At 75.1% G+C, this 22,247-nt stretch carries 20 protein-coding genes and 1 pseudogene; 10 read left to right on the forward strand and 11 right to left on the reverse strand.

The genetic code is table 11. The annotated features are described in order from the left end of the window. Positions 1 to 38: 38 nt before the first annotated feature. Positions 39 to 2,189: a methyl-accepting chemotaxis protein gene (locus ABDB74_RS07635; protein WP_346623011.1), complete on the reverse strand. Its 2,151-nt coding sequence runs from the start codon at positions 2,187 to 2,189 to the stop codon at positions 39 to 41. Between the two features lie 105 nt (positions 2,190 to 2,294). Continuing rightward, positions 2,295 to 3,209: an NmrA family NAD(P)-binding protein gene (locus tag ABDB74_RS07640; RefSeq protein WP_346623013.1), complete on the reverse strand. Its 915-nt coding sequence runs from the start codon at positions 3,207 to 3,209 to the stop codon at positions 2,295 to 2,297. A 47-nt stretch (positions 3,210 to 3,256) separates the two neighbouring features. Here ABDB74_RS07640 and ABDB74_RS07645 point away from each other — a divergent pair, with 47 nt between their 5' ends. The 3 genes from ABDB74_RS07645 (at position 3,257) to ABDB74_RS07655 (ending at position 6,709) form a co-directional block, all read left to right on the forward strand. Then, positions 3,257 to 4,282 carry a 6-phosphofructokinase gene (locus ABDB74_RS07645; protein WP_346623015.1) on the forward strand — a complete coding sequence of 342 codons (1,026 nt, stop codon included), beginning with the start codon at positions 3,257 to 3,259 and terminating at the stop codon, positions 4,280 to 4,282. Positions 4,283 to 4,362: 80 nt separating this feature from the next. Then, a complete protein-coding gene (locus tag ABDB74_RS07650; RefSeq protein WP_346623016.1) occupies positions 4,363 to 5,700 on the forward strand; it encodes a class II 3-deoxy-7-phosphoheptulonate synthase in 1,338 nt (445 codons plus the stop codon). After that, positions 5,693 to 6,709 carry a GntG family PLP-dependent aldolase gene (locus ABDB74_RS07655; RefSeq protein ID WP_346623017.1) on the forward strand — a complete coding sequence of 339 codons (1,017 nt, stop codon included), beginning with the start codon at positions 5,693 to 5,695 and terminating at the stop codon, positions 6,707 to 6,709. The genes ABDB74_RS07650 and ABDB74_RS07655 overlap by 8 nt, the downstream gene beginning before the upstream one ends. 73 nt (positions 6,710 to 6,782) lie before the next feature. On the opposite strand, the gene ABDB74_RS07660 is transcribed toward ABDB74_RS07655, so the two are convergent. From ABDB74_RS07660 to ABDB74_RS07675, 4 genes are all read right to left on the reverse strand, one after another. Continuing rightward, positions 6,783 to 7,571 carry a hypothetical protein gene (locus ABDB74_RS07660; RefSeq protein WP_346623019.1) on the reverse strand — a complete coding sequence of 263 codons (789 nt, stop codon included), beginning with the start codon at positions 7,569 to 7,571 and terminating at the stop codon, positions 6,783 to 6,785. 130 nt (positions 7,572 to 7,701) lie between these two features. Then, positions 7,702 to 8,613, reverse strand: a complete 912-nt coding sequence (locus tag ABDB74_RS07665; protein WP_346623021.1) for a deoxyribonuclease IV — start codon at positions 8,611 to 8,613, stop codon at positions 7,702 to 7,704. A 13-nt stretch (positions 8,614 to 8,626) separates the two neighbouring features. Next, positions 8,627 to 10,612, reverse strand: coding sequence for a Stk1 family PASTA domain-containing Ser/Thr kinase (gene pknB / locus ABDB74_RS07670; protein WP_346623022.1), 1,986 nt, complete (start codon positions 10,610 to 10,612; stop codon positions 8,627 to 8,629). Between the two features lie 82 nt (positions 10,613 to 10,694). After that, entirely contained in the window at positions 10,695 to 11,846 is a 1,152-nt protein-coding gene (locus tag ABDB74_RS07675) for an alpha-hydroxy acid oxidase (RefSeq protein ID WP_346623023.1), read from the reverse strand. Positions 11,847 to 11,859: 13 nt separating this feature from the next. Here ABDB74_RS07675 and ABDB74_RS07680 point away from each other — a divergent pair, with 13 nt between their 5' ends. The 3 genes and pseudogenes from ABDB74_RS07680 to ABDB74_RS07690 all read left to right on the forward strand — a co-directional run. Beyond that, entirely contained in the window at positions 11,860 to 12,183 is a 324-nt protein-coding gene (locus ABDB74_RS07680; RefSeq protein WP_346623025.1) for an Rv2175c family DNA-binding protein, read from the forward strand. 43 nt (positions 12,184 to 12,226) lie between these two features. Then, the gene (locus ABDB74_RS07685; RefSeq protein WP_346623027.1) at positions 12,227 to 12,592 is read left to right on the forward strand and encodes a lycopene cyclase domain-containing protein; all 366 of its coding nucleotides are present in this window, start codon (positions 12,227 to 12,229) and stop codon (positions 12,590 to 12,592) included. Further along, positions 12,589 to 12,798, forward strand: a pseudogene (locus tag ABDB74_RS07690) (lycopene cyclase domain-containing protein); the annotation flags it as partial. The gene ABDB74_RS07685 and the pseudogene ABDB74_RS07690, both read left to right, overlap by 4 nt. Here the strand turns inward: ABDB74_RS07690 and ABDB74_RS07695 are convergent. The 3 genes from ABDB74_RS07695 to ABDB74_RS07705 are packed head-to-tail and all read right to left on the reverse strand — an operon-like array spanning position 12,795 to position 16,437. Next, complete coding sequence (locus tag ABDB74_RS07695) at positions 12,795 to 13,748, reverse strand: phytoene/squalene synthase family protein (protein ID WP_346623028.1); 954 nt, start codon at positions 13,746 to 13,748, stop codon at positions 12,795 to 12,797. The pseudogene ABDB74_RS07690 and the gene ABDB74_RS07695 sit on opposite strands and share 4 nt — an antisense overlap. Continuing rightward, positions 13,745 to 15,241 carry a phytoene desaturase family protein gene (gene crtI / locus ABDB74_RS07700; protein ID WP_346623030.1) on the reverse strand — a complete coding sequence of 499 codons (1,497 nt, stop codon included), beginning with the start codon at positions 15,239 to 15,241 and terminating at the stop codon, positions 13,745 to 13,747. The genes ABDB74_RS07695 and crtI overlap by 4 nt, the downstream gene beginning before the upstream one ends. Continuing rightward, positions 15,241 to 16,437 carry a polyprenyl synthetase family protein gene (locus ABDB74_RS07705; RefSeq protein WP_346623031.1) on the reverse strand — a complete coding sequence of 399 codons (1,197 nt, stop codon included), beginning with the start codon at positions 16,435 to 16,437 and terminating at the stop codon, positions 15,241 to 15,243. Before ABDB74_RS07705 ends, crtI begins: the two co-directional genes overlap by 1 nt. A 131-nt stretch (positions 16,438 to 16,568) precedes the next feature. On the opposite strand from ABDB74_RS07705, the gene metF reads away from it, so the two are divergent. Both metF and ABDB74_RS07715 read left to right on the forward strand, forming a co-directional pair. Continuing rightward, positions 16,569 to 17,480: a methylenetetrahydrofolate reductase [NAD(P)H] gene (gene metF / locus ABDB74_RS07710; protein ID WP_346623032.1), complete on the forward strand. Its 912-nt coding sequence runs from the start codon at positions 16,569 to 16,571 to the stop codon at positions 17,478 to 17,480. A 41-nt stretch (positions 17,481 to 17,521) separates the two neighbouring features. After that, a complete protein-coding gene (locus ABDB74_RS07715) occupies positions 17,522 to 18,757 on the forward strand; it encodes an AI-2E family transporter (protein ID WP_346623033.1) in 1,236 nt (411 codons plus the stop codon). A 13-nt stretch (positions 18,758 to 18,770) separates the two neighbouring features. On the opposite strand, the gene ABDB74_RS07720 is transcribed toward ABDB74_RS07715, so the two are convergent. Together ABDB74_RS07720 and ABDB74_RS07725 are read right to left on the reverse strand one after the other, a co-directional pair. Beyond that, a complete protein-coding gene (locus tag ABDB74_RS07720) occupies positions 18,771 to 19,397 on the reverse strand; it encodes a hypothetical protein (protein ID WP_346623035.1) in 627 nt (208 codons plus the stop codon). A gap of 94 nt (positions 19,398 to 19,491) precedes the next feature. Next, a complete protein-coding gene (locus tag ABDB74_RS07725) occupies positions 19,492 to 20,355 on the reverse strand; it encodes an alpha/beta fold hydrolase (RefSeq protein ID WP_346623036.1) in 864 nt (287 codons plus the stop codon). A 46-nt stretch (positions 20,356 to 20,401) separates the two neighbouring features. On the opposite strand from ABDB74_RS07725, the gene ABDB74_RS07730 reads away from it, so the two are divergent. Continuing rightward, positions 20,402 to 21,100 carry a CDP-alcohol phosphatidyltransferase family protein gene (locus ABDB74_RS07730; RefSeq protein ID WP_346623038.1) on the forward strand — a complete coding sequence of 233 codons (699 nt, stop codon included), beginning with the start codon at positions 20,402 to 20,404 and terminating at the stop codon, positions 21,098 to 21,100. Between the two features lie 158 nt (positions 21,101 to 21,258). Further along, positions 21,259 to 22,236 carry a carbohydrate kinase family protein gene (locus ABDB74_RS07735; RefSeq protein WP_346623039.1) on the forward strand — a complete coding sequence of 326 codons (978 nt, stop codon included), beginning with the start codon at positions 21,259 to 21,261 and terminating at the stop codon, positions 22,234 to 22,236. The last annotated feature ends 11 nt before the right edge of the window (positions 22,237 to 22,247 follow it).

Here is a 22,247-nt window from a genome sequence, read left to right on the forward strand (position 1 = left end):
ACCACGATCAGCGCACGACGGCGGCGGCCCGGGTGCGGCTAGACGGTGAAGACCGCCAGCAGCCGGTTGAGCTCGCGGGACAGGCCGTCGAGCTCCTGCGCCGCCGACCGCGCCCGCTCGACGTCGTCGGCGCTGTCGTCGGCGTCCCGGCTGACCGTGGTGAGCGTCGTGGTCACCGTCCCGGCGCCGTCGGCCGCGGCGGCGACGCTGCGGGTGAGCTCGCGGGTGGTGGCCGTCTGCTCCTCGACGGCGCTGGCGATCGTCGTCTGGTGGTCGTTGATCGAGCGGACCACCTCGGCGATGCGGGCGATGGAGCGCACCGCTGCCGTGGTCTCGGTCTGGATGCCCTGCACCCGCTGGCCGATCTCCTCGCTGGCCTTGGCCGCCTCCTGCGCGAGCTCCTTGACCTCGTTGGCGACGACGGCGAAGCCCTTGCCCGCGTCGCCGGCGCGCGCCGCCTCGATCGTGGCGTTGAGCGCGAGCAGGTTCGTCTGCTCCGCCACTCCCGAGATGACCTTGACCACGTCGCCGATCTCGGCCGAGCTGGCGCCGAGCGCGGCGATGGTCGACTCGGTCTCCTCGGCGAGCGCGGCGGCCTGCCGGCCCACGTCCGCGGCCTCGGCGGCGCTGCGGGCGATCTCGGTGATGGAGGCCCCCATCTCCTCCGCGCCCGCCGCGGCCGAGGACACGCTGCCGCTGATCTCCGCAGCGACGCCGTGCGCGCCCTGCGCCTGGCTCCGGCTGCGCGACGCCCGCGTGGCCAGGCCGTCGGCGACGGTGGAGACCCCGGCCGCGGAGGCGGCGACCTCCTGCGCGCACCGGTGGATGTCGCGGACCGTGCAGGCGACCTTGTCGACGAAGCGGTTGAACGCGCCCGACAGCTGCCCGACCTCGTCCCCGCGCGAGTCGTCCATGCGCTGGGTCAGGTCGCCCTCGCCGTCGGCGATCTCGGCCATGCGGTCGCGCAGGTGCACGAGCGGCTGGGTGAGCCGGCGCCCGACCCACAGCGCGATCAGCCCACCGATCACGGCGATGACCACGCCGGCGACCACCAATGCCCACACCATGGCCGCGCGGCCCTCGTCGAGCGCGTCCTTCGCCGCGGTGAAGTCGGCGTCGCGGGCCACGGTGGCGATCACCCAGTCCCAGGGGGCGTAGTAGGAGACGCGCACCGTCGTCGGACCCGCCTCGGGGTCGACGTAGCGGACGGTCGCCTGCTCGCCGTCCTGCAGCTGGACCGCGGCGTCGACGATCTGCTGCACGTACGGTGCGCCGTCGGCGTCCGCGGCCGTCAGGAGCTGCTCGCCGTCCCGGATCCCGTCAGGGCTGATCAGGACGGTGCCGGCGCGCTCACCGGTTCCGCCGTAGACCTCGATGTGGCCGTGCTCGCCGATGGTCGTGGCCTGCAGACCCTCGCGCAGCGCCGGCAGGTTCTCCTGCTTCACGCCGACGTAGAGCACGCCGGTCACCTCGCCGCCGGAGCCGAAGAGCGGGGCGTAGGCCGACACCAGCCAGGAGTCGACGACGAACGCGTTGCCCCGGTAGGTCTGCCCGCTGCCGACCACGGAGGCGACCGGGTTGGGCTTGCCGTCGGGGTTGGTGGCGGGGATGTAGGTCCCGATGGCCCGGGCGCCCGAGGCGGCCTGGACGTTGGTCGCCACGCGGAGGTAGTCGCCGGCGGGCGTCTTCTGGAAGATCGTCACCGTCGCCCCGACCATCGACTTGATCGTGTCGACCACGGGGGTGGGGACGGCGGCGTCGCTGTTCTTGCCCAGCCACTCGCCGCCCACCAGGACGCGCGGCAGCTGGAGCGGGGTGACCTCGCCGGTCAGCTGGTTCTTGGCGTCCCACGCGACGGGTCGCGAGCCGGAGTCGTCGATCGAGAACCCGCCGGACTGCTCCAGCACGTACTGCGCGGTCGCCAGGTCGGAGTCGACCTTCGCCGCCGTCGAGGCGCCCTGGGTGGAGACGACGTCGTACGCGCCACGGGCCGCCCGGCTGATGTCCTCGGCGACCAGGGCGTCCATGTCCCGTGCCGCGTCGTCGGCGAAGCCGCTGCTCTGCCAGGCGCTCACACCGCCCATCGCCACCCCGGTCACGGCGACACTGGTCACCGCCAGCGCCACCACCTTGGCGCGGATGCCCCACGAGGAGGGGGTCGCCCGGGCGGGCAGGGTCGTCCAGCGCATGGTCGGCCTTCCGGATCGCCAGCGGCCCGGCGCCGCTGCTTCCGGCTATCTCGGCAGCTCAGGGACGATCCGGTACCCGGGCGTCCAATCGAGACCGAGGCGTGACTACCGCAGTGCCGACCAGTCCCCGGGGTGGGCGCGCAGGTGCTCGGCGAGTGTCCGGGCGGGGTGGCCGGTCAGCGCCGGGACGACGTCGCTGACCGTGGCCAGCTCGCCGGCGGCGATGGCCAGGTAGCTGGAGACCCAGCCCGCGATCTCCCAGTCCGGCGCGCCGGTGGGCCGGCGCGTGGCCCACGCCTCCTCGACGGTCTGCTCGCGGTACTCGGCGCGCCGACCGGTCACCTCGGTCAGCACCGCGGCGGCCTCGGCGAGGCTCAGGGCCTCGGGTCCGGTCACGTCGAGGACGGCGCCGTCGAGCGCGGGGGAGTCGTCGAGCAGCACCGCCGCGGCGACGTCGGCGAGGTCGTCCCGGGAGACGAAGCCGACCCGGCCGTTCCCCGCGGGCGCGGCGATCACCGCCGTCCCGTCGTCCTCGACGGTGGCGAAGAACGCCACGAAGTCCGCGTACATGCCGTGCCTCAGGACCGTGTGGCGCAGGCCGGTGGCGGCGATGGCGGCCTCCGTCGCCGCGTGCTGGCGGGCGAGGGTGAAGACGGCGCCGGGCGCGGCCCCCACGAACGAGGTGTAGACGATCCGGCGCACCCCCGCGGCCGCGGCGGCGTCGACGGCGGTGAGGTGCTCGCGCAGCCGGTCCTCGGACTCCGCGGCCGAGACCAGGTAGAGGGTGTCGGTGCCGGTGAGCGCGGCGGTCAGTCCCGGTCCGTCGGCGTAGCCGCCAGGATTCGCCACGATCTCGGCCCCGGCGGGCCGCGGGGCCCGGCCCGGATCGCGGACGACCAACCGCAACGGCACCCCGGCGGCGGCGAGGCGGGCCACGACGCGCCCGCCGAGCGCCCCCGTCGCTCCGGTGACGGCGACGGGACGCGAACCCGCCGATGAGGGCGTGACCTGCGGCATCATGTCGCCGACAACCCGGCAGCAGGCCCCGCCCTTCCCGGAGGACCCCCATGCGCATCGGCATCCTCACCGGCGGGGGTGACTGCCCGGGGCTCAACGCCGTCATCCGCGCCGTCGTCCGGAAGGGCGTCGGCGAGCACGGCGACGACATCATCGGCTTCCGCGACGGCTGGCGCGGGGTCATGGAGGCCGACAGCGTGCCCCTGGACCTGGCCGCGGTCCGCGGCCTCCTGCCGCGGGGCGGAACCGTGCTCGGGACCTCCCGCACCAACCCCTACGCCCTCGACGACGGCGCCGACCGGATCCTGGCCGCCCTGGACCGCCTGGGGATCGACGGGCTCGTGCCCATCGGGGGCGAGGACACCCTGGGCGTCGCCGGGCGGCTGGCCGACGCCGGCGTCCGGGTGGTCGGCGTGCCGAAGACGATCGACAACGACCTCGACGCGACCGACTACACCTTCGGCTTCGACACCGCCGTCGGCGTCGCGATGGAGGCCATCGACCGGCTGCACACCACCGGTGACAGCCACCACCGCGCGCTCGTGGTGGAGGTGATGGGCCGGCACGCCGGGTGGATCGCGCTGCACGCCGGCATGGCCGGTGGCGCGAACGTCATCCTCATCCCCGAGCACCCGTTCGACGTCGACGCCGTCGTGCGGCACGTGGAGCACCGGTTCGCCTCCGGCTTCTCGCCGATCATCGTGGTGTCGGAGGGCGCCCAGGCCACCGACGGGGACCTGGTGCTCGCCACCGGTCAGAAGGACGCGTTCGGGCACGTGCGGCTCGGCGGGATGGGCCCGGCGCTGGCCGCGCTCATCGAGGAGCGGACCGGGCGCGAGTCGCGCGCGGTCGTCCTCGGCCACGTCCAGCGCGGTGGCACGCCCTCGCCCTTCGACCGGGTGCTGGCCACCCGCTTCGGCCTGGCCGCCGTCGACGCGCTGCACGCGGGGGAGACCGGGGTCATGGTGGCGCTGCGCGGCACCGACATCGTGCGCGTCCCCCTGTCGGTGGCGACGGCGAAGCTGAAGCTCGTGCCGCCGGAGCGGTACGCCGAGGCGGAGGTCTTCTTCGGCTAGGGGCCGGCGATGCCCGCCGTACGTGTGGAACCGGCTACACGCCCTCGGGTTCCTGCGGGTACCCGCCGTACCCTCGGGGCGTGAGTCTCCCCGAATCTACGCAGACGGTGCCCGGCCTGGACCGGTGGCGGGACCTGCCCGCCGCCCAGCAGCCGCGGTGGCCCGACCGCGCCGCCCTCGACGCCGTCCTGGAGACGCTCTCCACGGTGCCGCCGATCGTCGCCCCCACCGAGGTCGACACGCTGCGCGCCCAGCTGGCCGAGGTTGCCCAGGGCAAGGCCTTCCTGCTGCAGGGCGGGGACTGCGCCGAGACCTTCGACCTGAACACCGAGCCGCACCTGCAGGCCACGACGCGCACCCTGCTGCAGATGGCCGTCGTCCTCACCTACGGCGCCAGCGTGCCGGTGGTGAAGGTCGGCCGGGTGGCCGGGCAGTACGCCAAGCCCCGCTCGTCGGACACCGACGCCCTGGGGCTGCCCTCCTACCGCGGCGACATGGTCAACGACCTGGAGCCGGTGCTGGAGAAGCGGATCCCCGACCCGTACCGGCTGGTGCGCGCCTACGCCAACTCGGCCGCGGCCATGAACATGATCCGGGCCTACGCCCGCGGCGGGCTGGCCGACCTGCACGCCGTGCACGACTGGAACAGGGACTTCGTCGCCAGCTCCCCGGCCGGGGTGCGCTACGAGGTCATCGCCCGCGAGATCGACCGGGCGCTGGCGTTCATGCGGGCCTGCGGCATCGACTCCGACGCGCTGCGCGGGGTGGAGCTGTACAACTCCCACGAGGCGCTCATCCTCGACTACGAGCGGGCGTTGCTGCGCATGCACGAGGGCCGCCCGTACGCGCTCTCGGCCCACTTCGTCTGGGTGGGGGAGCGCACCCGGCAGATGGACGGCGCGCACATCGAGTTCGTCTCGAAGCTGGCCAACCCGATCGGCGTCAAGATCGGGCCGACGACGACGCCCGAGCAGGCGACCGAGCTGGTGGAGCGGCTCGACCCCGACGGCGTGCCGGGCAAGCTGACGCTGATCAGCCGGATGGGCAACGGCAAGATCCGCGACGTCCTGCCGGCCATCGTGGAGAAGGTGACCGCGAGCGGCCACCAGGTGGTGTGGCAGTGCGACCCCATGCACGGCAACACCCACGAGTCTCCGACCGGCTACAAGACCCGCCACTTCGACCGCGTCGTCGACGAGGTGCTCGGCTTCTTCGACGTCCACCGGGCACTCGGCACCTGGCCCGGCGGCATCCACGTCGAGCTCACCGGTGAGGACGTCACCGAGTGCCTCGGCGGGGCCATGGAGATCAGCGACGAGGACCTCAACAGCCGGTACGAGACCGCCTGCGACCCGCGGCTGAACACCGGGCAGTCGCTGGAGCTGGCGTTCCTCGTCGCGGAGATGCTGCGTGGCTGAGCACTCCCTGGTCGACCTCCGGTCGGACACCGTCACCCGGCCGACCCCGGCGATGCGCCGGGTGATGGCCGATGCCGAGGTCGGCGACGACGTCTACGGCGAGGACCCGTCGATCACCGCGCTCGAGGAGCGGGTGGCGGCGATGTTCGGGCACGAGGCGGGGCTGTTCGTGCCGTCGGGCACCATGGGCAACCAGATCGGCATGCGCCTGGTCTGCGAGCCGGGCCAGGAGGTGCTCTGCGACGCCGACGCGCACGTCGTCACCTACGAGATGGGCGCGGCCGCGGCGATCTTCGGCATCTCCACCCGCACCGTCGTCTCGGCGGGTGGCCGGCTCGACGCGGCGCAGCTCATCGAGCAGGTCCGGCCGCGGGACAACTGGCACCTGACCGGCACCGCCGCGATCGCGGTGGAGAACTCGCACAACCGGGGCGGCGGGCTCGTCCAGCCCCTGGCCGAGCTGCAGGAGCTCTGGAACTGGTCGCGCCGCTCCGGGGTCGCCGTCCACCTCGACGGCGCCCGGGTCTGGAACGCCTCGGTGGCCGCCGGCGTCGACCTGCTCACCTACGGCCGGCTGGCCGACACCGCATCGGTGTGCCTGTCCAAGGGGCTGGGCGCGCCCGTCGGCTCGGTCCTCGTGGCCTCGGCCGAACGGATCGCGACCGCGCGACTGTGGCGCAAGCGGCTCGGCGGCGGCATGCGGCAGGCCGGGGTGCTCGCCGCGGCCGGCCTGCACGCGCTGGACCACCACCTGCCGAGGCTGGCCGAGGACCACGAGCACGCCCGGCTGCTGGCCAAGCGGCTCGGCGTCGACCCGGCGTCGGTGGAGACCAACATGGTCGTCCTCGACGACGTCGACGCGCCGATGCTGGCCGAGGCGGCCAAGGCGCAGGGCGTGCTGATCTCCCAGGTGAGCGCCCGGAGGATCCGGCTGGTCACCCACCTCGACGTCGACCGCGCCGGCATCGACCGCGCCGCCGACCTCCTCGGAGGGCTGCTCGACCGCTGAGCGGGGCGCGGGTGATCACCCCGCACCGGTGGCTGCCCGGAGAGCCCGGTGGGCAGCCGTGGGCGCGTGGTGATCACCCGGCCAGCGCCGCGGCGACGCGGGCGACCAGGGCCACGGGGTCGCGCAGATCGGCCGCCGTCACGAAGAGGACCCGCCAGCCCGCCGCGAGCAGCCGGTTGAGCCGCTGCCGGTCCCGCGCGAACTGGGCCCGGTCCCCGTGCCAGACGCCGTCGTACTCGATCGCCAGGCGGTGCTCCGGGTAGGCGAAGTCCAGCCGGGCGACGAACGTCCGCTCGTGCCGGACCTCGTACTGCGCCACCGGCGCCGGCAGCCCCGCGCGGTGCAGCAGCAGCCGCAGCCGGGTCTCCTGCGGCGACTCCGCGAGCCCGTCGGCCAGCGCGGCGACCTCCCTGGCCTGGCGGCTCCCGCGGCACCGCGGCTGCCGCAGCGCCGCCGCCCGGACGTCGTCGAGGAGCGCGACGCGGCTGTGCACCAGGCGGTCGAGCAGCACCACGGCCTCGTCGACCGGCGGACGACGGATGAGGTCCAGCGCGGTCCGCGTGCGACCGGTGAGCACCAGGGCCCCGTCACCGACCAGGTCACCCGTCGTCGTGGCCGTCCGCACCGTGACACCGACCCCGCCACCCAGCGCCGCCTGCCGGGGTGCCGTCAGCAGGACCGCCCGGGCGGCGAGCTCGTCGGTCACCGGGAGCGCCGCGTCGCAGTAGACGTCCTGTCGCAGTCGCAGTCGCAGTCGCCGCCGGCGGCGGCAGCGCAGCTGCGCGCGAGTCAGGGTGCCGCGGCGGAGGGCGTCGGTGCCCCGGAAGACGGTGCCGGGAGGGGCGGGATCGGGGGAGTGCACGGCAGGGCAGCCTGCCCGCTCCCGGCGATGCGCCCCGCTCGCTGTCCACAGGTGTGATCAGCACGCACCGGTGGCGGCCCGGAAGACCGGAGGGGCAGCCATGGGTGCGTGCTGATCGCGCGGCCGCTGGTCAGGCCGGCGGGGGGTCCCCGATGAGCGAGTTCAGCAGCTTGATGTCGGCGGTGTGGCCGCCGCACGGATCGCCGTCGCGCAGGCTCGGCGTCTCCACGACCATCGGGACGCCGGCGGTGGTGCGGTGGCGCAGCAGCTCGGCGAACGGGCCGGTGCCGTACTCGCCGCTGGTGATCGTGCCCGCGCCGATCGTGGTGTGCCGGTCGCGCTTGGAGCCGCACTCGTCGAGCGAGTCGTTGACGTGCACCAGCCCCAGCCGGCCGGGGCCGACGGTGGCCTCCAGGGCGTCCAGCGTCGCGCTCATCCCGCCCGGCACCGAGACGTCGTGTCCGGCGGCCCAGGCGTGGCAGGTGTCGAAGCAGACGCCGAGCAGCGGGTGGTCGTCCAGGGCGGCGAAGTACGGGCCGAGCTCCTGCACGGTGGCCGCCAGCGCCTTGCCGCCACCCGCGGTGGGCTCGATCAGCAGCCGGGGGCCGTCCGCGGGCGCCGCCTCCAGCACCGGGAGCAGCCGTTCGCGCAGCTGGCGGAGGGCGTCGTCGTAGCGGTCCTCGCCGACGGAGGAGCCGGCGTGCACGACGACGCCCTGGCAGCCCAGCTGCGCGCCGCGCCGCAGGTTGTGCTCGATCGAGGCGATCGACTGCTCGACGGTGGCCTCGGTCGGCGAGCCCGGGTTGACGAGGAACGGCGTGTGGATGAACGAGGGCACGCCCCGCTCGGCGCAGCCGGCGGTGAACAGCGCGTCCTGCGCCGGGTCGCCGTCGGTCAGCTTCCAGCCGCGGGGGTTGCCGACGAAGACCTGGACGGCACGCGCGGCGACGGCGTCGGTGTAGGCGAGCCCGCCCTTGGCCAGGCCGCCCTTGATCTGGATGTGCGCGCCGACGGGCGGCACACCGGGGGAGGTGTTCGACACGGGAGAGAAACGCCTATCCGAAGCTGAGCAGGATGGTGACCGGGGTGCCGCGCTCGACCTGTTCGCCCGCGGCCGGGCTCTGCCGCAGCACGCTGTTGCCGAAGAACCGGGTGGCCTCGACCTCCAGCCCGGCGGCCTCCAGGGTGGCCGTCGCCTCGTCACCGCTCATGCCGACGACGTCGGGCACGGTGACCAGCGGGACGCCGGCCGAGACCTGGATCCGCACGGTGCTGCCGTAGGGGACCGGCCCGGCCGCCGGCCCGGGGTCGACGGCCATGACCTCACCGGCGTCGACCTGGTCGCTGCGGCCGTCCTCGATCCGCTCGACGGTGAAGCCCAGGCCCTGCAGGTTGGCCGTGGCCTGCTCGGGCGTCTGCCCGGTGACGTCCGGGACCGCCACGGGCGCCCGGCCCTGGCTGACCACGGCCGTCACGACCTGGTCGCGCTTGAGCTCGATGCCGGCGGCCGGCTCGAAACGGATGACCATGCCCGGGGGGACGTCGTCGTCGTAGTCCTGGCCGCGGGTCACCTGCACCGGGAGGTCGCGCTGGATCGCGGCCTCGACCTCGTCGATGGGCAGGCCCACGAGGTCGGGCGGGACGATGTAGCGCTCGGGCCCCTTGGAGACGACGACGCGCACGTCGGTCCCGCGGATGACCTCCCCCTCGGCGGGGTCGGCGGAGATGACCACGCCGTCGGGAACGGTCTCGCTCCACTCGGAGACCACCGGGTCGGGGTCGAGGCCGGCGCCCTGCAGGAGGTCGATCGCGGCCGCCTCCTCCTTGCCCGCCAGTTCCGGCACGTCGGTCCAGCGGCCCACGCCGACCCACCAGCCGACCGCGCCGATGGTGATGGTCATGAGCAGCACGACCGCCACGGCGAGCCGGCCGCGACGCCGCCGGATGTGGTCCGGCACGCCGGGGCGGGGGCGCGCCGGTCCGGGACGGCGGCCGTGCACGTCGGTGGTGGGGCCGGCCCCCATGCCCGGGAGCGTGCTCGTCCCCCTCGGGCGGGACGCCCGGGCGCCGAGCACCTCGGTGCCCGGGTTGCTCGGGTGACCGGGCCGGGGCCGGGTCGGCCGGTTGGTGGGCCGCAGCGTCGCCGGGCCGGCCGTCGTCTGCCCGGTGGGTACCGGGACGGGCTCGAGGCCGAGGTCCTTGCGCACGTCGGAGAGCTCGGCGAGGAACGCCCCGGCGTCCAGCGGCCGGCCGGCGGCATCGCGCCGCGTGGTTCGGGCGACCAGGTCGTCGACCTGCCACGGCAGGCCGGGGACGTCCTTCGACGGGGCGGGGACGTCGTGATGGACGTGCTGGTACGCGACCGCGAGCGGCGTGTCGCCACCGTAGGGCGGGTGCCCGGTGAGCATCTCGAAGAGCACGATCCCGGCGGCGTAGATGTCGCTGCGGGCGTCGGCGCGGCCGCGCTCGAGCTGCTCCGGTGACAGGTAGGCCACCGTGCCGATCAGGACGCCACCGGTCTGGCTGGTCTGCCCGGTGCCGACAACGGCGCGGGCCAGGCCGAAGTCGGCGACCTTGACCACGCCGTCGACGCCGATGAGCACGTTCTCGGGCTTGATGTCGCGGTGCACGATGCCGGCGCGGTGCGCGGCGGTGAGCCCGGCCAGCATCGGCTCGAGCACCGCGAACGCCTCGGCGACGGTGAGCCGGCCCCGGGCGCTGAGCAGGTCGCGGAGGGTGCGGCCGCGGACCAGCTCCATGACGAGGAACACCAGGCCCTGGTCGCTGCCCTGGTCGCTGACGCCGACGACGTTGGGGTGGCTGAGCATCGCCGCCGCGCGCGCCTCGCGGGTGAACCGGTCGACGAACGTGGGGTCGTGGGCCAGGTGCTCGGCCATGACCTTGACCGCGACGGTGCGGTGCAGCCGGAGATCGGTGGCGGCGTAGACGGTGGACATCCCGCCGCGTGCCAGCCGTTCCTCGAGGCGATAGCGCCCCTCGAGAACGAGGCCGACCACGGGGTCGGTCACGGCGGTGTCCACCCCGCCGAGTGTAGGAGCGGGATCGGCCGCGGTGGCCCAACCACGCGGTGGAGGAGGCGGCTGGTACGGCTGGTACGCGTGGTCAGGTGCGCCGGATCACGCCGGCCGGCGTCACGGTGTCGCGTGGCAGCGAGCGCACGTCGGGGAGGCCGCACAGAGCCATGGTGTGCGCCAGCTCCGCGCTCAGCCCGTCGAGCACCCCGGCGACACCCCGGGTTCCCCCGGTCGCGAGCCCCCAGGCGACGGGCCGCGCGACGAAGACCGCCGTCGCACCCAGGGCCAGCGCGGTGAGCGCGTCGGAGCCCGACCGGATCCCGCCGTCGACGTACACCTCGACGTCGTCGCCGACGGCGTCGACCACTTCGGGCAGGGCGTGGGCGCTGCTCACGGCGGGGTCCACCTGGCGGCCGCCGTGCGTCGAGACCCACACCGCGGCGGCGCCGGCCTGCACGCAGTGCGCGGCGTCGTCCCCCCGCAGGACGCCCTTGACGATCACCGGCAGGCCCGAGACCTGGCCGAAGCGGGCGATGTCGTCGAAGGTCCAGGTGGCGGTCACCAGGTCCGTGAACGTGGGCCGGAGGTGCTCCGGCGGGTGGTTGGCCATCCGCAGCCCCTCGGGGAGGGCGAAGCCGTGCCGCATGTCCCGGCGCCGGCGGCCCAGCAGCGGCAGGTCGACGGTGAGCACCAGGGCCCGGTAGCCCGCGTCGCCGGCGCGGCGGGCGAGGTCGTCGGTGTGGGCGTCGGAGACCGACCGGTAGAGCTGGAACCACTGCGGGCTGTCCGGCGCGGCGGCCGACACCTCCTCCAGGGTCTGCGTCGCGCTGGTCGAGACGGTCATCAGCGCGCCGGTGGCCGCCGCGGCGCGCGCCGTGGCCAGCTCCCCGTCGGGGTGGGCCATGCCCTGGTAGGCCCACGGGGCGACGCCGATCGGCGTCCGCACCGGGGTGCCGAGCAGCTCGGTGCCCAGCCGCACCGTCGTGACGCCGCGCAGCACCCGGGGGCGCAGCCGCCACGAGCGCCAGGCGGCCGTGGCCTCGCTCGTCGTCGTCTCGGTTTCGGCGCCGCCGGCGTAGTAGTCGTAGACGGGTGGCGCCAGCACCTCGCGCGCCCGGGCCTCGAGCACCTCGAGATCCAGGTACGGGGGCTCGGGTCGCGGGTCCTCGGGGATCTCCTGGCCGACGAGCTGCTCGCGCGCGCCCGGCACCGGGGTGTCGGCTGGTCCGATGGTCGCCATAGGCTCGCACTCTATGGACACGCTCACGCCCGCGGAGGTCGCCCAGCTCCTGGGCACCTCGCCGAACCGGGTCCGGCAGCTGCTGCGCGACCGGAAGCTGATGGCCGTGCCCGGCAGCGGCAACGGCAGGATCCCCGCCGCCTTCGTGCAGGACGGCGTGATCCTCAAGCACCTGCCGGGGCTGCTGACCGTGCTCCAGGACGGCGGGTTCACCGACGAGGAGGCCTTCGACTGGCTGTTCCGGGAGGACGAGTCGCTTCCCGGCACCCCGGTGCAGGCGCTGCGCGACAACCGGCACACCGAGGTCACCCGCCGGGCGCAGGCCCTGGCGCTCTGAGCCCGGTGCATCCGGACGACCGGGCCGGGCGGAAGCTGCTGACGTGGAGCAGCTGACCTACCTGGGCCTGCTGGCCGGCTGCCTGGTGGTGACCGCGCCCCTGGAGCTGGTGCTCGGCGTCCGCGTGTACGCGCGCTGGCGGCGGTTCCTGCTCGCCGTCGTCCCCGAGTTCGTCGTCTTCGTCGTCTGGGTGCTCTACGCGATCGCGCAGGGGCACTGGGACTACAGCGACGTGCGCACCCTCGGCGTCCGGCTGCCCGGCGGCATCCCGCTCGAGGAGGTGCTCTTCTTCCTGGTCGTCCCGCTGTGCTCGGTGCTCGCGCTGGAGGCGGTGCGGAAGGTGACGGGGTGGGACGCCGGCTACCCCGCCGAGGAGGCCCTCCCGGCGGGGGAGCGGGCCGGACGATGAGCTACTCCGCCCTCGCCGTGCTCGCGGTCGTCGCCGTCCTGGTGGTCGACCTGGCGGTGCTGCGCACGCGGATGGTCACCCGGAAGGTCTTCTGGACCGCCTACGCGATCATCGTGACGTTCCAGCTGCTGATGAACGGGGTGCTCACCGGCCTGGACGTGGTCACCTACGACCCGGACACGATCTGGGGGCCGCGGATCGCCTACGCCCCGGTGGAGGACCTGCTCTTCGGGTTCGCGATGGTCACCCTCACCCTGGCCACCTGGGCGGCGGTCAACCGGCGGGCGAACACCGCGAGGCGGCGCGGCCTGGACACCGACACCCGCCCGTCGAGCACCCGGTAGTCCGCACGCTCGATCTCGGTGAGGATGCCGCCGTACAGGTCGGTCGCCGCCCGGACGCAGTCCCGTGAATCGGGGGCGAGCAGCGGCGTGCCGGGGGCGGCGTCGTCGTACCGGCGGCGGACGATCGCCACCATCTCCCGCATCAGGTCCGCGAACCGGGCGTCGTGCCGCTTCTCCATCAGCTGCTCGCGGGTCACGCCGTGGGCGGCCATCAGGTCCGCGGGCAGGTAGACCCGCCCCCGGTCGGCGTCCTCGGCGACGTCGCGCAGGAAGTTGGTCAGCTGGAACGCCTCGCCGAGGGCGATCGCGTGCGGCGCCGCCTCCTCGCGGGCCACACCCGGTGCGGTGCCCAGCACGGGCAGCACCTGCAGCCCGATCACCGACGCCGAGCCCCACATGTACCGGTCGAGGGCGGCCATGTCGGGGTAGGCGTCGACGTCGAGGTCGCTGGTCATCGCCGCGAGGAAGTCGACCAGGTGCTCGACGGGGATCGCGTGGCGCCGGTAGGTGTGCACCAGGGCGAGGCGCACGGGGTCGTCGGACCAGCCGGCCTCCAGCTCGGCCAGGACCGCGCGCGACCAGTCGGCCAGGTCGCCGGCGGGATCGGGCCCGGGCAGGTCGACCAGGTCGTCGGCGGTCCGCGCCCCGGCGTAGAGGGCGTGGATCGCCGGACGGCGGTCGGGGGTGAGCAGCCGGGTGGCGAGGTGGTAGCTCTTGCCGTGCCGCGCGGCGATCTGCGCGCAGTGCCGGTAGGCGGCGTCCAGCCGCGCCTGGCGCTCGGCCTGCGTGTCGGGTGGTCGCAGTGCCGTCATGAGGGCTGCACCCCCGTGATCCGCTCCGCCGCCAGCCGGCCGCTCATGAGCACCATCGGCACGCCCACGCCCGGCTGCACCGACGAGCCGGCCAGCACCACGTTCTCGGGCCCGCGCCGGGAGAGCGTCGGGGGGCGGAACGGGCCGGTCTGCCCGAAGGTGTGCGCCAGCGCGAACGGGGTGCCGGCGGCCATGCCCTGCGCGGCCCAGGTCAGCGGCGTGTCCATGTGCTCGACCTCGATCGCCTCGGTGACCCCGGTGTACCCGCGCGCCTCGAGGGTGCCCAGCAGCTCGTCCCGGTAGCGGGGGCCGAGCGTCGCCCAGTCCAGCTGCGGGTTCCCGCCGCTGCGGCGGTCGAGGTTCGGCGTGGGGGCGACCACGCTCAGCACCTGCCCGCCCTCGGGGGCCAGGCTCCGGTCGGTGCGCGAGGGCATGCTGATCAGCAGGCTCGGATCGCTCATCGGCCGGCCGTCGCGGGTGAGCTCGTCGAAGACCTGCCGCCACGCCGCGCCGAAGCTGATCGTGTGGTGGGACCGGCCGGGCAGCTCGGTGCGCACGCCCAGGTGCAGCGCGACGCACGACGGGGAGTAGACGGGCCGGCGCGGCCCGCGCAGCCCGGGCACCAGGGTGTGCGGGGCGTCGGTGGTGACGACGACGGCGTCGGCGGGCAGCCGGTCGCCGTCGGCCAGGCGGACCGCGCCCACCCGGCCGCCGGCGGTCTCCAGCTCCGCCACCGGCGCGCCGTACCGGAACACGACCCCGGCGTCGGCCGCAGCGGCGGCGAGGGCACGCGGCACCGCGGCGATGCCGCCCTCCGGGTGCCAGACGCCGGCGCCGATGTCGAGCTGCGCTATGACCGCGTAGGCGGCGATGGCGCGGAAGGGGGAGACCCCGGCGTAGAGGGCCTGAAAGCTGAACAGCCGGCGCAGCCGGTCGTCGGTGAAGGCGCGCTCGACGTGGCCGGACAGCCGCCGGAAGCCGCCGCGCCGGGCGAGCGTCAGCAGCTGGGGGCCCAGCAGGTCCAGCGGGGAGTCGAGGTTGCGGTCGATGAAGGTGTCCAGCTGCAGTCGGTACAGCTCGGCGAGATCGGCGAGGTAGCGGCGCAGGGCGTCGGCCTCGGCCGGCCCGCACAGGGCGGCGACCTCGGCGGCGAACGCGTCGGGGTCGGCGTGCACGTCGAGGTGGGTGCCGTCGGCGAACTGGGCCCGGTAGCTGGTCTCGAGGGGGTGCAGGGTCAGCCGGTCCTCGAGCTTCTCCCCGACGGCGGCCAGGGTGTCGGCCACGACCTGCGGTGCGGTGAAGACCGACGGGCCGGTGTCGAGGGCGTACCCGGCGTGCTCGATGCGCCCGGCCCGGCCGCCGGGCCCGGCGCCGCGGTCGACGACCGTGACCTCGCGGCCGGCGCCGCGCAGGCGCAGGGCGGCGGCCAGGCCGGCCAGCCCGGCACCGACGACGACGACCCGGTCGGTACGGCCGGGGACGCTGCGGGCCATCAGGCGGTGCGGGTGGTGGCGGCCACCGCGAGCGCGTCCAGGGCGGCGCGGGCGTCCTCGGCCATCGGCGCCTCGGCGATCGCCTCGCGGGCCAGGGCGGTGCGCTGGGTGATCCGCTCCTCGACGCGGTCCCGCGCGCCGGTCGAGACCAGCAGGCCCCGCAGCGCCTGGAACTCGTCGGCTCCGGCGTCGGGGTTGCCGAGCAGCTCGCCGAGCAGCCGGCGGCCCACGTCGTCCGTCGCCTCCTCGGCGAGGGCCACCAGCAGCGTCTGCTTCCCCTCGCGCAGGTCGTCGTCGGCGGACTTCCCGGTGACCTCCGGATCGCCGAAGACGCCGAGGAGGTCGTCCCGGAGCTGGAAGGCCTCGCCGAGGGGGAGCCCGATGGCGGCGCACGCCTCGACCACGGCCGGCCCGGCCCCGGCGATCGCGGCCCCGAGCTGCAGCGGCCGCTGGACCGTGTAGCCGGCGCTCTTGTAGCGGGCGACGGTCAGCGCGCCGTCGGGCCCGGGCAGGCCGCCGGCGGCGCGCAGCAGGTCGAGGTACTGCCCGGCGGTCACCTCGGTGCGCATCGTGTCCCAGACCGCCCGGGCGCGGCCCAGGGCCGGCTCGGAGATCCCGGAGCAGCGCAGCATCTCGTCCGACCAGACCAGCGCGAGGTCGCCCACCAGGATCGCGGCGCCGACGCCGAACAGCTCGCCGTCACCCGAGAAGCCGTGCGCGGAGTGCCGGTCGGCGAACCCGATGTGGGTGGTCGGCCGGCCCCGGCGGGTGCCGGCGGCGTCCATCACGTCGTCGTGCACCAGTGCGCTCGCGTGCACGAACTCCAGGGCGGCGACCGCCCGCAGGACGGCCGCTTCGTCCTCGCCCGCCCCGGATCCCTGGCCGCAGGCGCCGCGCCAGCCCCAGTAGGCGAACGAGGGCCGCAGCTTCTTGCCCCCTTCGGCGAGCGCGCAGACCTCGTCCACGACCGGCACCAGGCGGCCGTCCATCCCGGCGAGCGTCGCGCGCTGCTGGTCGAGGAAGTCGGTGAGCGCCACGGCCACCGCGGCGCGCACCCGGTCCAGATCGGCGGCTGCCAGCGGGGGCGCGGGGCGGACGGCTTCGCGCTGCTGCTCCGCGGCGATCATCTGGTCAGTATCGCCCAACCTGGTGGGGCGCGGCCCCTCCAGCAGGGCAGCTGCCGTGCTGCGCTCCATCGTCACTCCCGTCGGCGGATCCCGGTGTACGGGGCTCTTCCGTGCCCCGGACGGTTCCGGATGCACGTCGAGGCGGGAAGTTCGGTGGTGCCGGTACGGGCGCCGCGTGGGCGCCCGTACCCTCGGGTGCCGTGACCCGGACCGTGCGTGAGCTGCTCACCACCGAGCGCCCGACGTGGTCGTTCGAGTTCTTCCCGCCGAAGACGCCCGCCGGGGAGGAGCAGCTCTGGACGGCGCTGCGCGAGCTGGAGCGGCTGCACCCCTCGTTCGTGTCGGTGACCTACGGCGCCGGTGGCTCCACGCGCGAGGGCACCGTCGCCATGACCGAGCGGATCGCCGCCGAGACGACGATGACCCCGCTGGCCCACCTGACCGCCGTCGACCACAGCGTCGCCGAGCTGCGGCACGTCGTGAGCCGGCTGGCCGCGGCGGGGGTCCGCAACCTGCTGGCCCTGCGCGGCGACCCGCCGGGCGCCGACCCGCAGGCCGAGTGGGTGCCGCATCCCCAGGGGCTGCGGTACGCCTCGGAGCTGGTCGAGCTGATCCGCTCCATCGGTGACTTCTCGGTGGGCGTGGCCGCCTTCCCCGAGCGGCACCCCCGGTCTCCCGACTTCGACACCGACGTCGAGATGTTCGTGGCCAAGTGCCGGGCAGGTGCCGACTTCGCGATCACGCAGATGTTCTTCCGCCCCGAGGACTACCTGCGGCTGCGGGACCGGGTGGCCGCCCGGGGCTGCGAGGTGCCGGTCATCGCCGGCGTGATGCCCGTGACCAACGTCCGGCAGATCACCCGGATCGTCCAGCTCTCCGGCCAGGCGTTCCCCGAGGACCTCGCCGAGCGGTTCGCCGTCCTGGACGGCGACCGGCCCGAGGACAAGGCCGCGGTGCACGCGCTCGGCGTGGAGGTGGCCACCGACCTGTGCCGGCGGCTGCTCGACGAGGGCGTGCCCGGGATCCACTTCATCACCATGAACCGGTCCACGGCGACCCGCGAGGTCTTCGCCAACCTCTCCTCCACCGGCGCACCGGCCACGGCCGGCTGAGCTCGGCGTCTGCCGACCGGGCTTCTGGGCATGGAGGCGACATGAACCTGTCGGACAGGAGCCGGGAGCGCGACGCCGTCCTGCTGCGCGTGGGGCGCCGCGCATGGGCGCTGCTCGGCGTGCTGGTCGGGGTCTACCTGCTGTACCTGCTGCTGCAGCAGATCAGCGTGGTGGCCGCGCCGCTGGCGGTGGCGCTGTTCCCTGCGGCGGTGCTGTGGCCGGTGGCCCGGTGGCTCAAGCGCGCGGGCGTGCCGGACACCGTGGTCGCCCTGCTGCTGGTGATCGCGCTGCTCGGGCTGCTGGCGCTGGCGCTGTGGTTCCTCGTGCCCCGGATCGCCGACCAGCTGCCCGAGCTGGCCGACAGCCTGGCCGAGGCGGTCGCCGACCTCGGGGAGTTCCTCGAGGGGACCCCGTTCTCGTTGCCGTTCGAGGTCGGTGACGGTGGGCTCGCCGACATGGCGCAGCAGGCGTTCGGCGGCTCCGGGGGAGACGGCGCCGTCGTCGACCAGGGCCTGCGGGTCGTCGGCATGCTGGCCGACACCGGGACGTCGATCGTGCTGTTCCTCGTGGCGCTCTTCTTCTACCTGCGCGACGGGGAGCGCATCTGGTCGGGCATCACCAGCCTGCTGCCCGAGAACACCCGGCGGCACGCGAACCGGGTCTCGGACCAGCTGTTCTGGACCCTGGGCGCCTACTTCCGCGGGCAGATGGTGGTCGCGCTGGTCGACGCCGTCGCCATCGGTATCGGGCTGGCCGTCCTCGGGGTGCCCCTGGTCCTGCCGCTCGCGCTGCTCATCTTCCTCGGGGGTTTCTTCCCGATCGTCGGGGCCTTCGTCTCAGGCCTGATCGCCGTCCTCGTGGCGCTCGCCGACCAGGGGCTGACCACGGCGCTCCTCGCCCTGGCTGTGGTCGTCGTGGTGCAGCAGGCGGAGGGCAACCTGCTCGAGCCACTCATCCTGAGCCCCGTGCTGCGGCTGCACCCGTTCGTCATCATCCTGGCCGTGACGGTGGGTGGGGTGACGTACGGCGTGCTGGGCGCGTTCCTCGCGGTGCCGCTGACCGCCTGTCTCGCGCGCCTCATCGACTACGTGCGCGGGCGCCGGCCCGAGGCCGGGCCGGGCTGGGGCGACGGGGACGACGACACCGGGGACGACGACACGGGGGACGACGCCACCGGGGACGACGCCACCGGGGACGGCGCGACCGGGGACGGCGCCCGCCGGGCCGCAGACGCACCCGGCGAGGGGGTCCCGGTCCGGTCGGGTGGGGCCTCCTAGGTCCGGCCGCGGGTCAGGGGCCCTCGAGCAGGTCCGCGCTGCGGGCGGCGGCGCGGCGCAGGCCCTCCCGCTCGGACGCGTAGCCGCCGAGGACCCCCACGACCGGCAGGTTCGACAGCGCCCGGGCGAACAGGCGGCCCTTGGGCCGGGCGTCGAGGGCGGCGTCGATCCGGCTCAGCAGCCGGGCGGCCCGCCACAGGGTGCGCGCGGCGCCCTTGACCCCGCGGCGTTCGTCCTTCGCCCCCAGGGCGCCCTCGGCGTAGGTGCCCTTCGCGGGGACGAGGAGCGGCTCGACCCGCTCCGCGCTGAGCGGCCGGTCGAGGAGCACGCGGGCCAGCAGCGACACCCGCTCGGCGGGCGCCTCGAGTCCGTGCTCCCCGGCGACGCCCAGGACGACGAGTGACTGCACGGCGGTACCCACGGTGTTCTGCAGCGGCAGCAGGTCGGCGAGCTTGCCGGCGAACCGCGGCGCCGCCGAGACCCCGGCGGCCACCCGGGAGACCTGGTCGGCCCACCACTCGTCGCGCTCGCGGCGCGGCAGCTCCGGTGGCCGACCCAGGCGGGTGGCCAGCGGGGTCAGCACGCGGTCGACCCGGCGGAGGACGTCGACGACGACGGCGTCGGTGAGGGGAGGGGCCATGGGGGGATCCTGCCCCGACCCCGCGCCCTGCACGCACGCTCACCGGCTGCTTCGCCCGGGCGCCCTGCCGAACCGGGCTCCCGCCCGGGGCGGCTCAGCCGGCCAGCCGCGAGCAGTCCGCCGGCGTGAGGGCGACCGGCTCCCCGGCCGCGAGCTGGGCGAGCACGATGCCCTGGACGACCGGGTCGCCGGGGAGCTCGCCGTGGCCGACCTGCAGCCCGTCGCACACCGACTGCACGGTCAGGTTCAGTGCGCCGTCCAGCCGGGCGGAGTCCGGCGGGGTGACCACCGTGTCTCCCGTCGTCCAGACCGACACCCAGTCGACTCCCTCGGGCGTCTCGTCCAGGCCCAGCTCGGTCAGCAGGTCGCTGCCCGGGGCCATCTGCCGGCAGGCCTCCGGGCACCGCTCGGGCGCGTACGTGCCGGTGAGCGAGGCCAGTCGCGTGCCGTGGTGAGGGGAGCCGAGGGTGACCACCCGGCGCACCACGTCGGCGTGGCCGTCGGCGACCCACAGCCGCGCGGTCAGGCCGCCGGCCGAGTAGCCGACGACGTCGACGCTCGTGGCGCCCGTCCGCCGCAGCGCCGCCGTCGCCGCGGCGTCGAGGGCGGCGGCCGACCCGCGCAGGTCCCCGACGCCCCCGTCCGGGAGGGCGACCACGGTGGCGTCCCGGCCCGCATCGCGGAGCCGGTCGGCCAGCGGCTCCAGCGCCACGGTGTCGCCGCCGTACCCGGGGACGATGAGCACCGGTCCTGGTGGTTCCACGGCGGCTCCCGGTGGTTCCACGGCGGCTCCCGGTGGTTCCACGGCGGCTCCCGGTGGTTCCACGGCGGCGGGGGCCACCGCACGACCCGGACCGTCGGACCGGTTGAGGACGACGCCGGCGAGGACCGCCGCGCCGACCAGCGCCGCGGCCAGCAGGATCAGCAGGAGACGGCGCGTCGGGAATGCGGCGAGCATGTCCCTACTGTCCCTGGTGCGGATCGGACGGCCTGGAGGAGGTGCGGTGCTCAGCCGGGAGGAGTACCTCGCCGCGTGGTCGCGGTGGCACGGCGGCGCCGACACCGGGGCGCCGGTGGTGCGTGCCTGGCTCTCGCTGGCGCACGCCCTCGCCCGCCCACTGGCGGCCCTGCCCCCGCTGGCCGCCACGGCCGCCGGGGTGGTCGTGGCCGCAGCGGCGGTCGGTCCTGCGGCCGCCGGTGGCGCCTGGCTGCTCGTGGCCGGGCTGCTGGTGGGGCTCTCCGGCCTGCTCGACAGCCTGGACGGCGCCCTGGCGATCGGCACCGGGCGCGCCTCGCAGCGCGGCTACGTCCTGGACTCCGTCGTCGACCGGCTCACCGAGGCGGCCTACGCGGCGGCGCTGTGGGCCGCCGGGGCCCCCGGCTGGCTCGCGGTCTGCTTCGGCGCGCTGTGCTGGCTCCCCGACTACCTCCGGGCCCGCGCCGGGCAGGCGGGGGTCCGCCGCACCGGGCCGATCTCGTTGTGGGAGCGGCCCACCCGGGTGGCCATGGCCGGCCTGACCCTCGCCGGGGCCGGCGTCGTCTCCGGGCTGGAGGTCCCGGGGCTCGACCCGGCGCCCCTGGTGGTCACCGTGGGCGCGGCGGTCGGTGCGCTGCTCGGGGTCGCCGGAACCGTCCAGCTGGGCTGGTGGCTGCGCGGTCAGCTGGCCGGCCCGGGAACCACCGACGTACCGATACCCGACTGACCCGGCGCCTGCACTCCCGCGGCGACCTCCGGACGGCGACGGCGAGACCGGCCACCTAGGGTGTGCTCTGCCCGGTCTCCCCATCGGCGCCCGTTCCGTCCCAGGCCCCGGGAGCCGGCCCACCGCGCCCCGACGCCGTCCATCCCCCAGGAGCACCCGTGCCCGTCGTCGTCACCGGCTCCATCGCCACCGACCACCTGATGACCTTCCCCGGCCGCTTCACCGAGCAGTTCGTCGAGGGCCAGATGGAGAACGTCTCCCTGTCCTTCCTCGTCGACGACCTGGTGCAGCACCGCGGTGGCGCCGGGGCGAACATGGCGTACGGGCTCGGGCTGCTCGGCCTCGCGCCGGCGCTGGTGGGTGCGGTCGGCAGCGACTTCGCCGACTACGACGCCTGGCTGACCCGTCACGGGGTGGACACCGGCAGCGTCCACTGGTCGGAGCTCAAGCACACCTCCCGGTTCGTCTGCACCACCGACGAGGCGAACAACCAGATCGCGTCGTTCTACTCGGGCGCGATGGCCGAGGCGTCCCAGATCGAGCTCGCGCCGGTCGCCGCCCGCATCGGCACCCCCGACCTCGTCGTCATCGGGCCCAACGACCCGACGGCGATGGTCCGCCACACCCAGGAGTGCCGGGACCGCGGCTACCCGTTCGCCGCCGACCCCAGCCAGCAGCTGGCCTGGGCCGACGGCGCGATGATCCGCGAGCTGGTCACCGGAGCCGAGCTGCTGTTCACCAACGAGTACGAGGCGGCGCTGCTGCTGCAGAAGACCGGCTGGACGGCCGACGAGGTCCTCTCCCGGGTGGGCACCTGGGTGACCACCCGCGCCGCCGAGGGCGTCCTCGTCCGGCGGGCCGGCGAGGAGTCGCTGTCGGTGATCGCCGTCCCGGAGACCAAGCCGGTCGAGCCGACCGGGGGCGGCGACGCGCTGCGCGCCGGGTTCATCGCCGGCCGCATGTGGGGGCTGGGCCTCGAGCGGTCGACCCAGCTCGGCTCCGCCGTCGCCACCGCGGCCGTCGAGGTGATCGGCACCCAGGAGTACGACCTGCCGCGGGAGAGCTTCCTGGCCCGCTTCGCCGAGGCGTTCGGCGCCGAGGCCGCCGACGAGATCGCCGCCCACCTGCCCGGTTGATCCCGTCCGGT

Origin of the sequence: Blastococcus sp. HT6-4, assembly GCF_039679125.1 — a bacterium.
GTDB classification, from domain to species: Bacteria; Actinomycetota; Actinomycetes; order Mycobacteriales; family Geodermatophilaceae; genus Blastococcus; species Blastococcus montanus.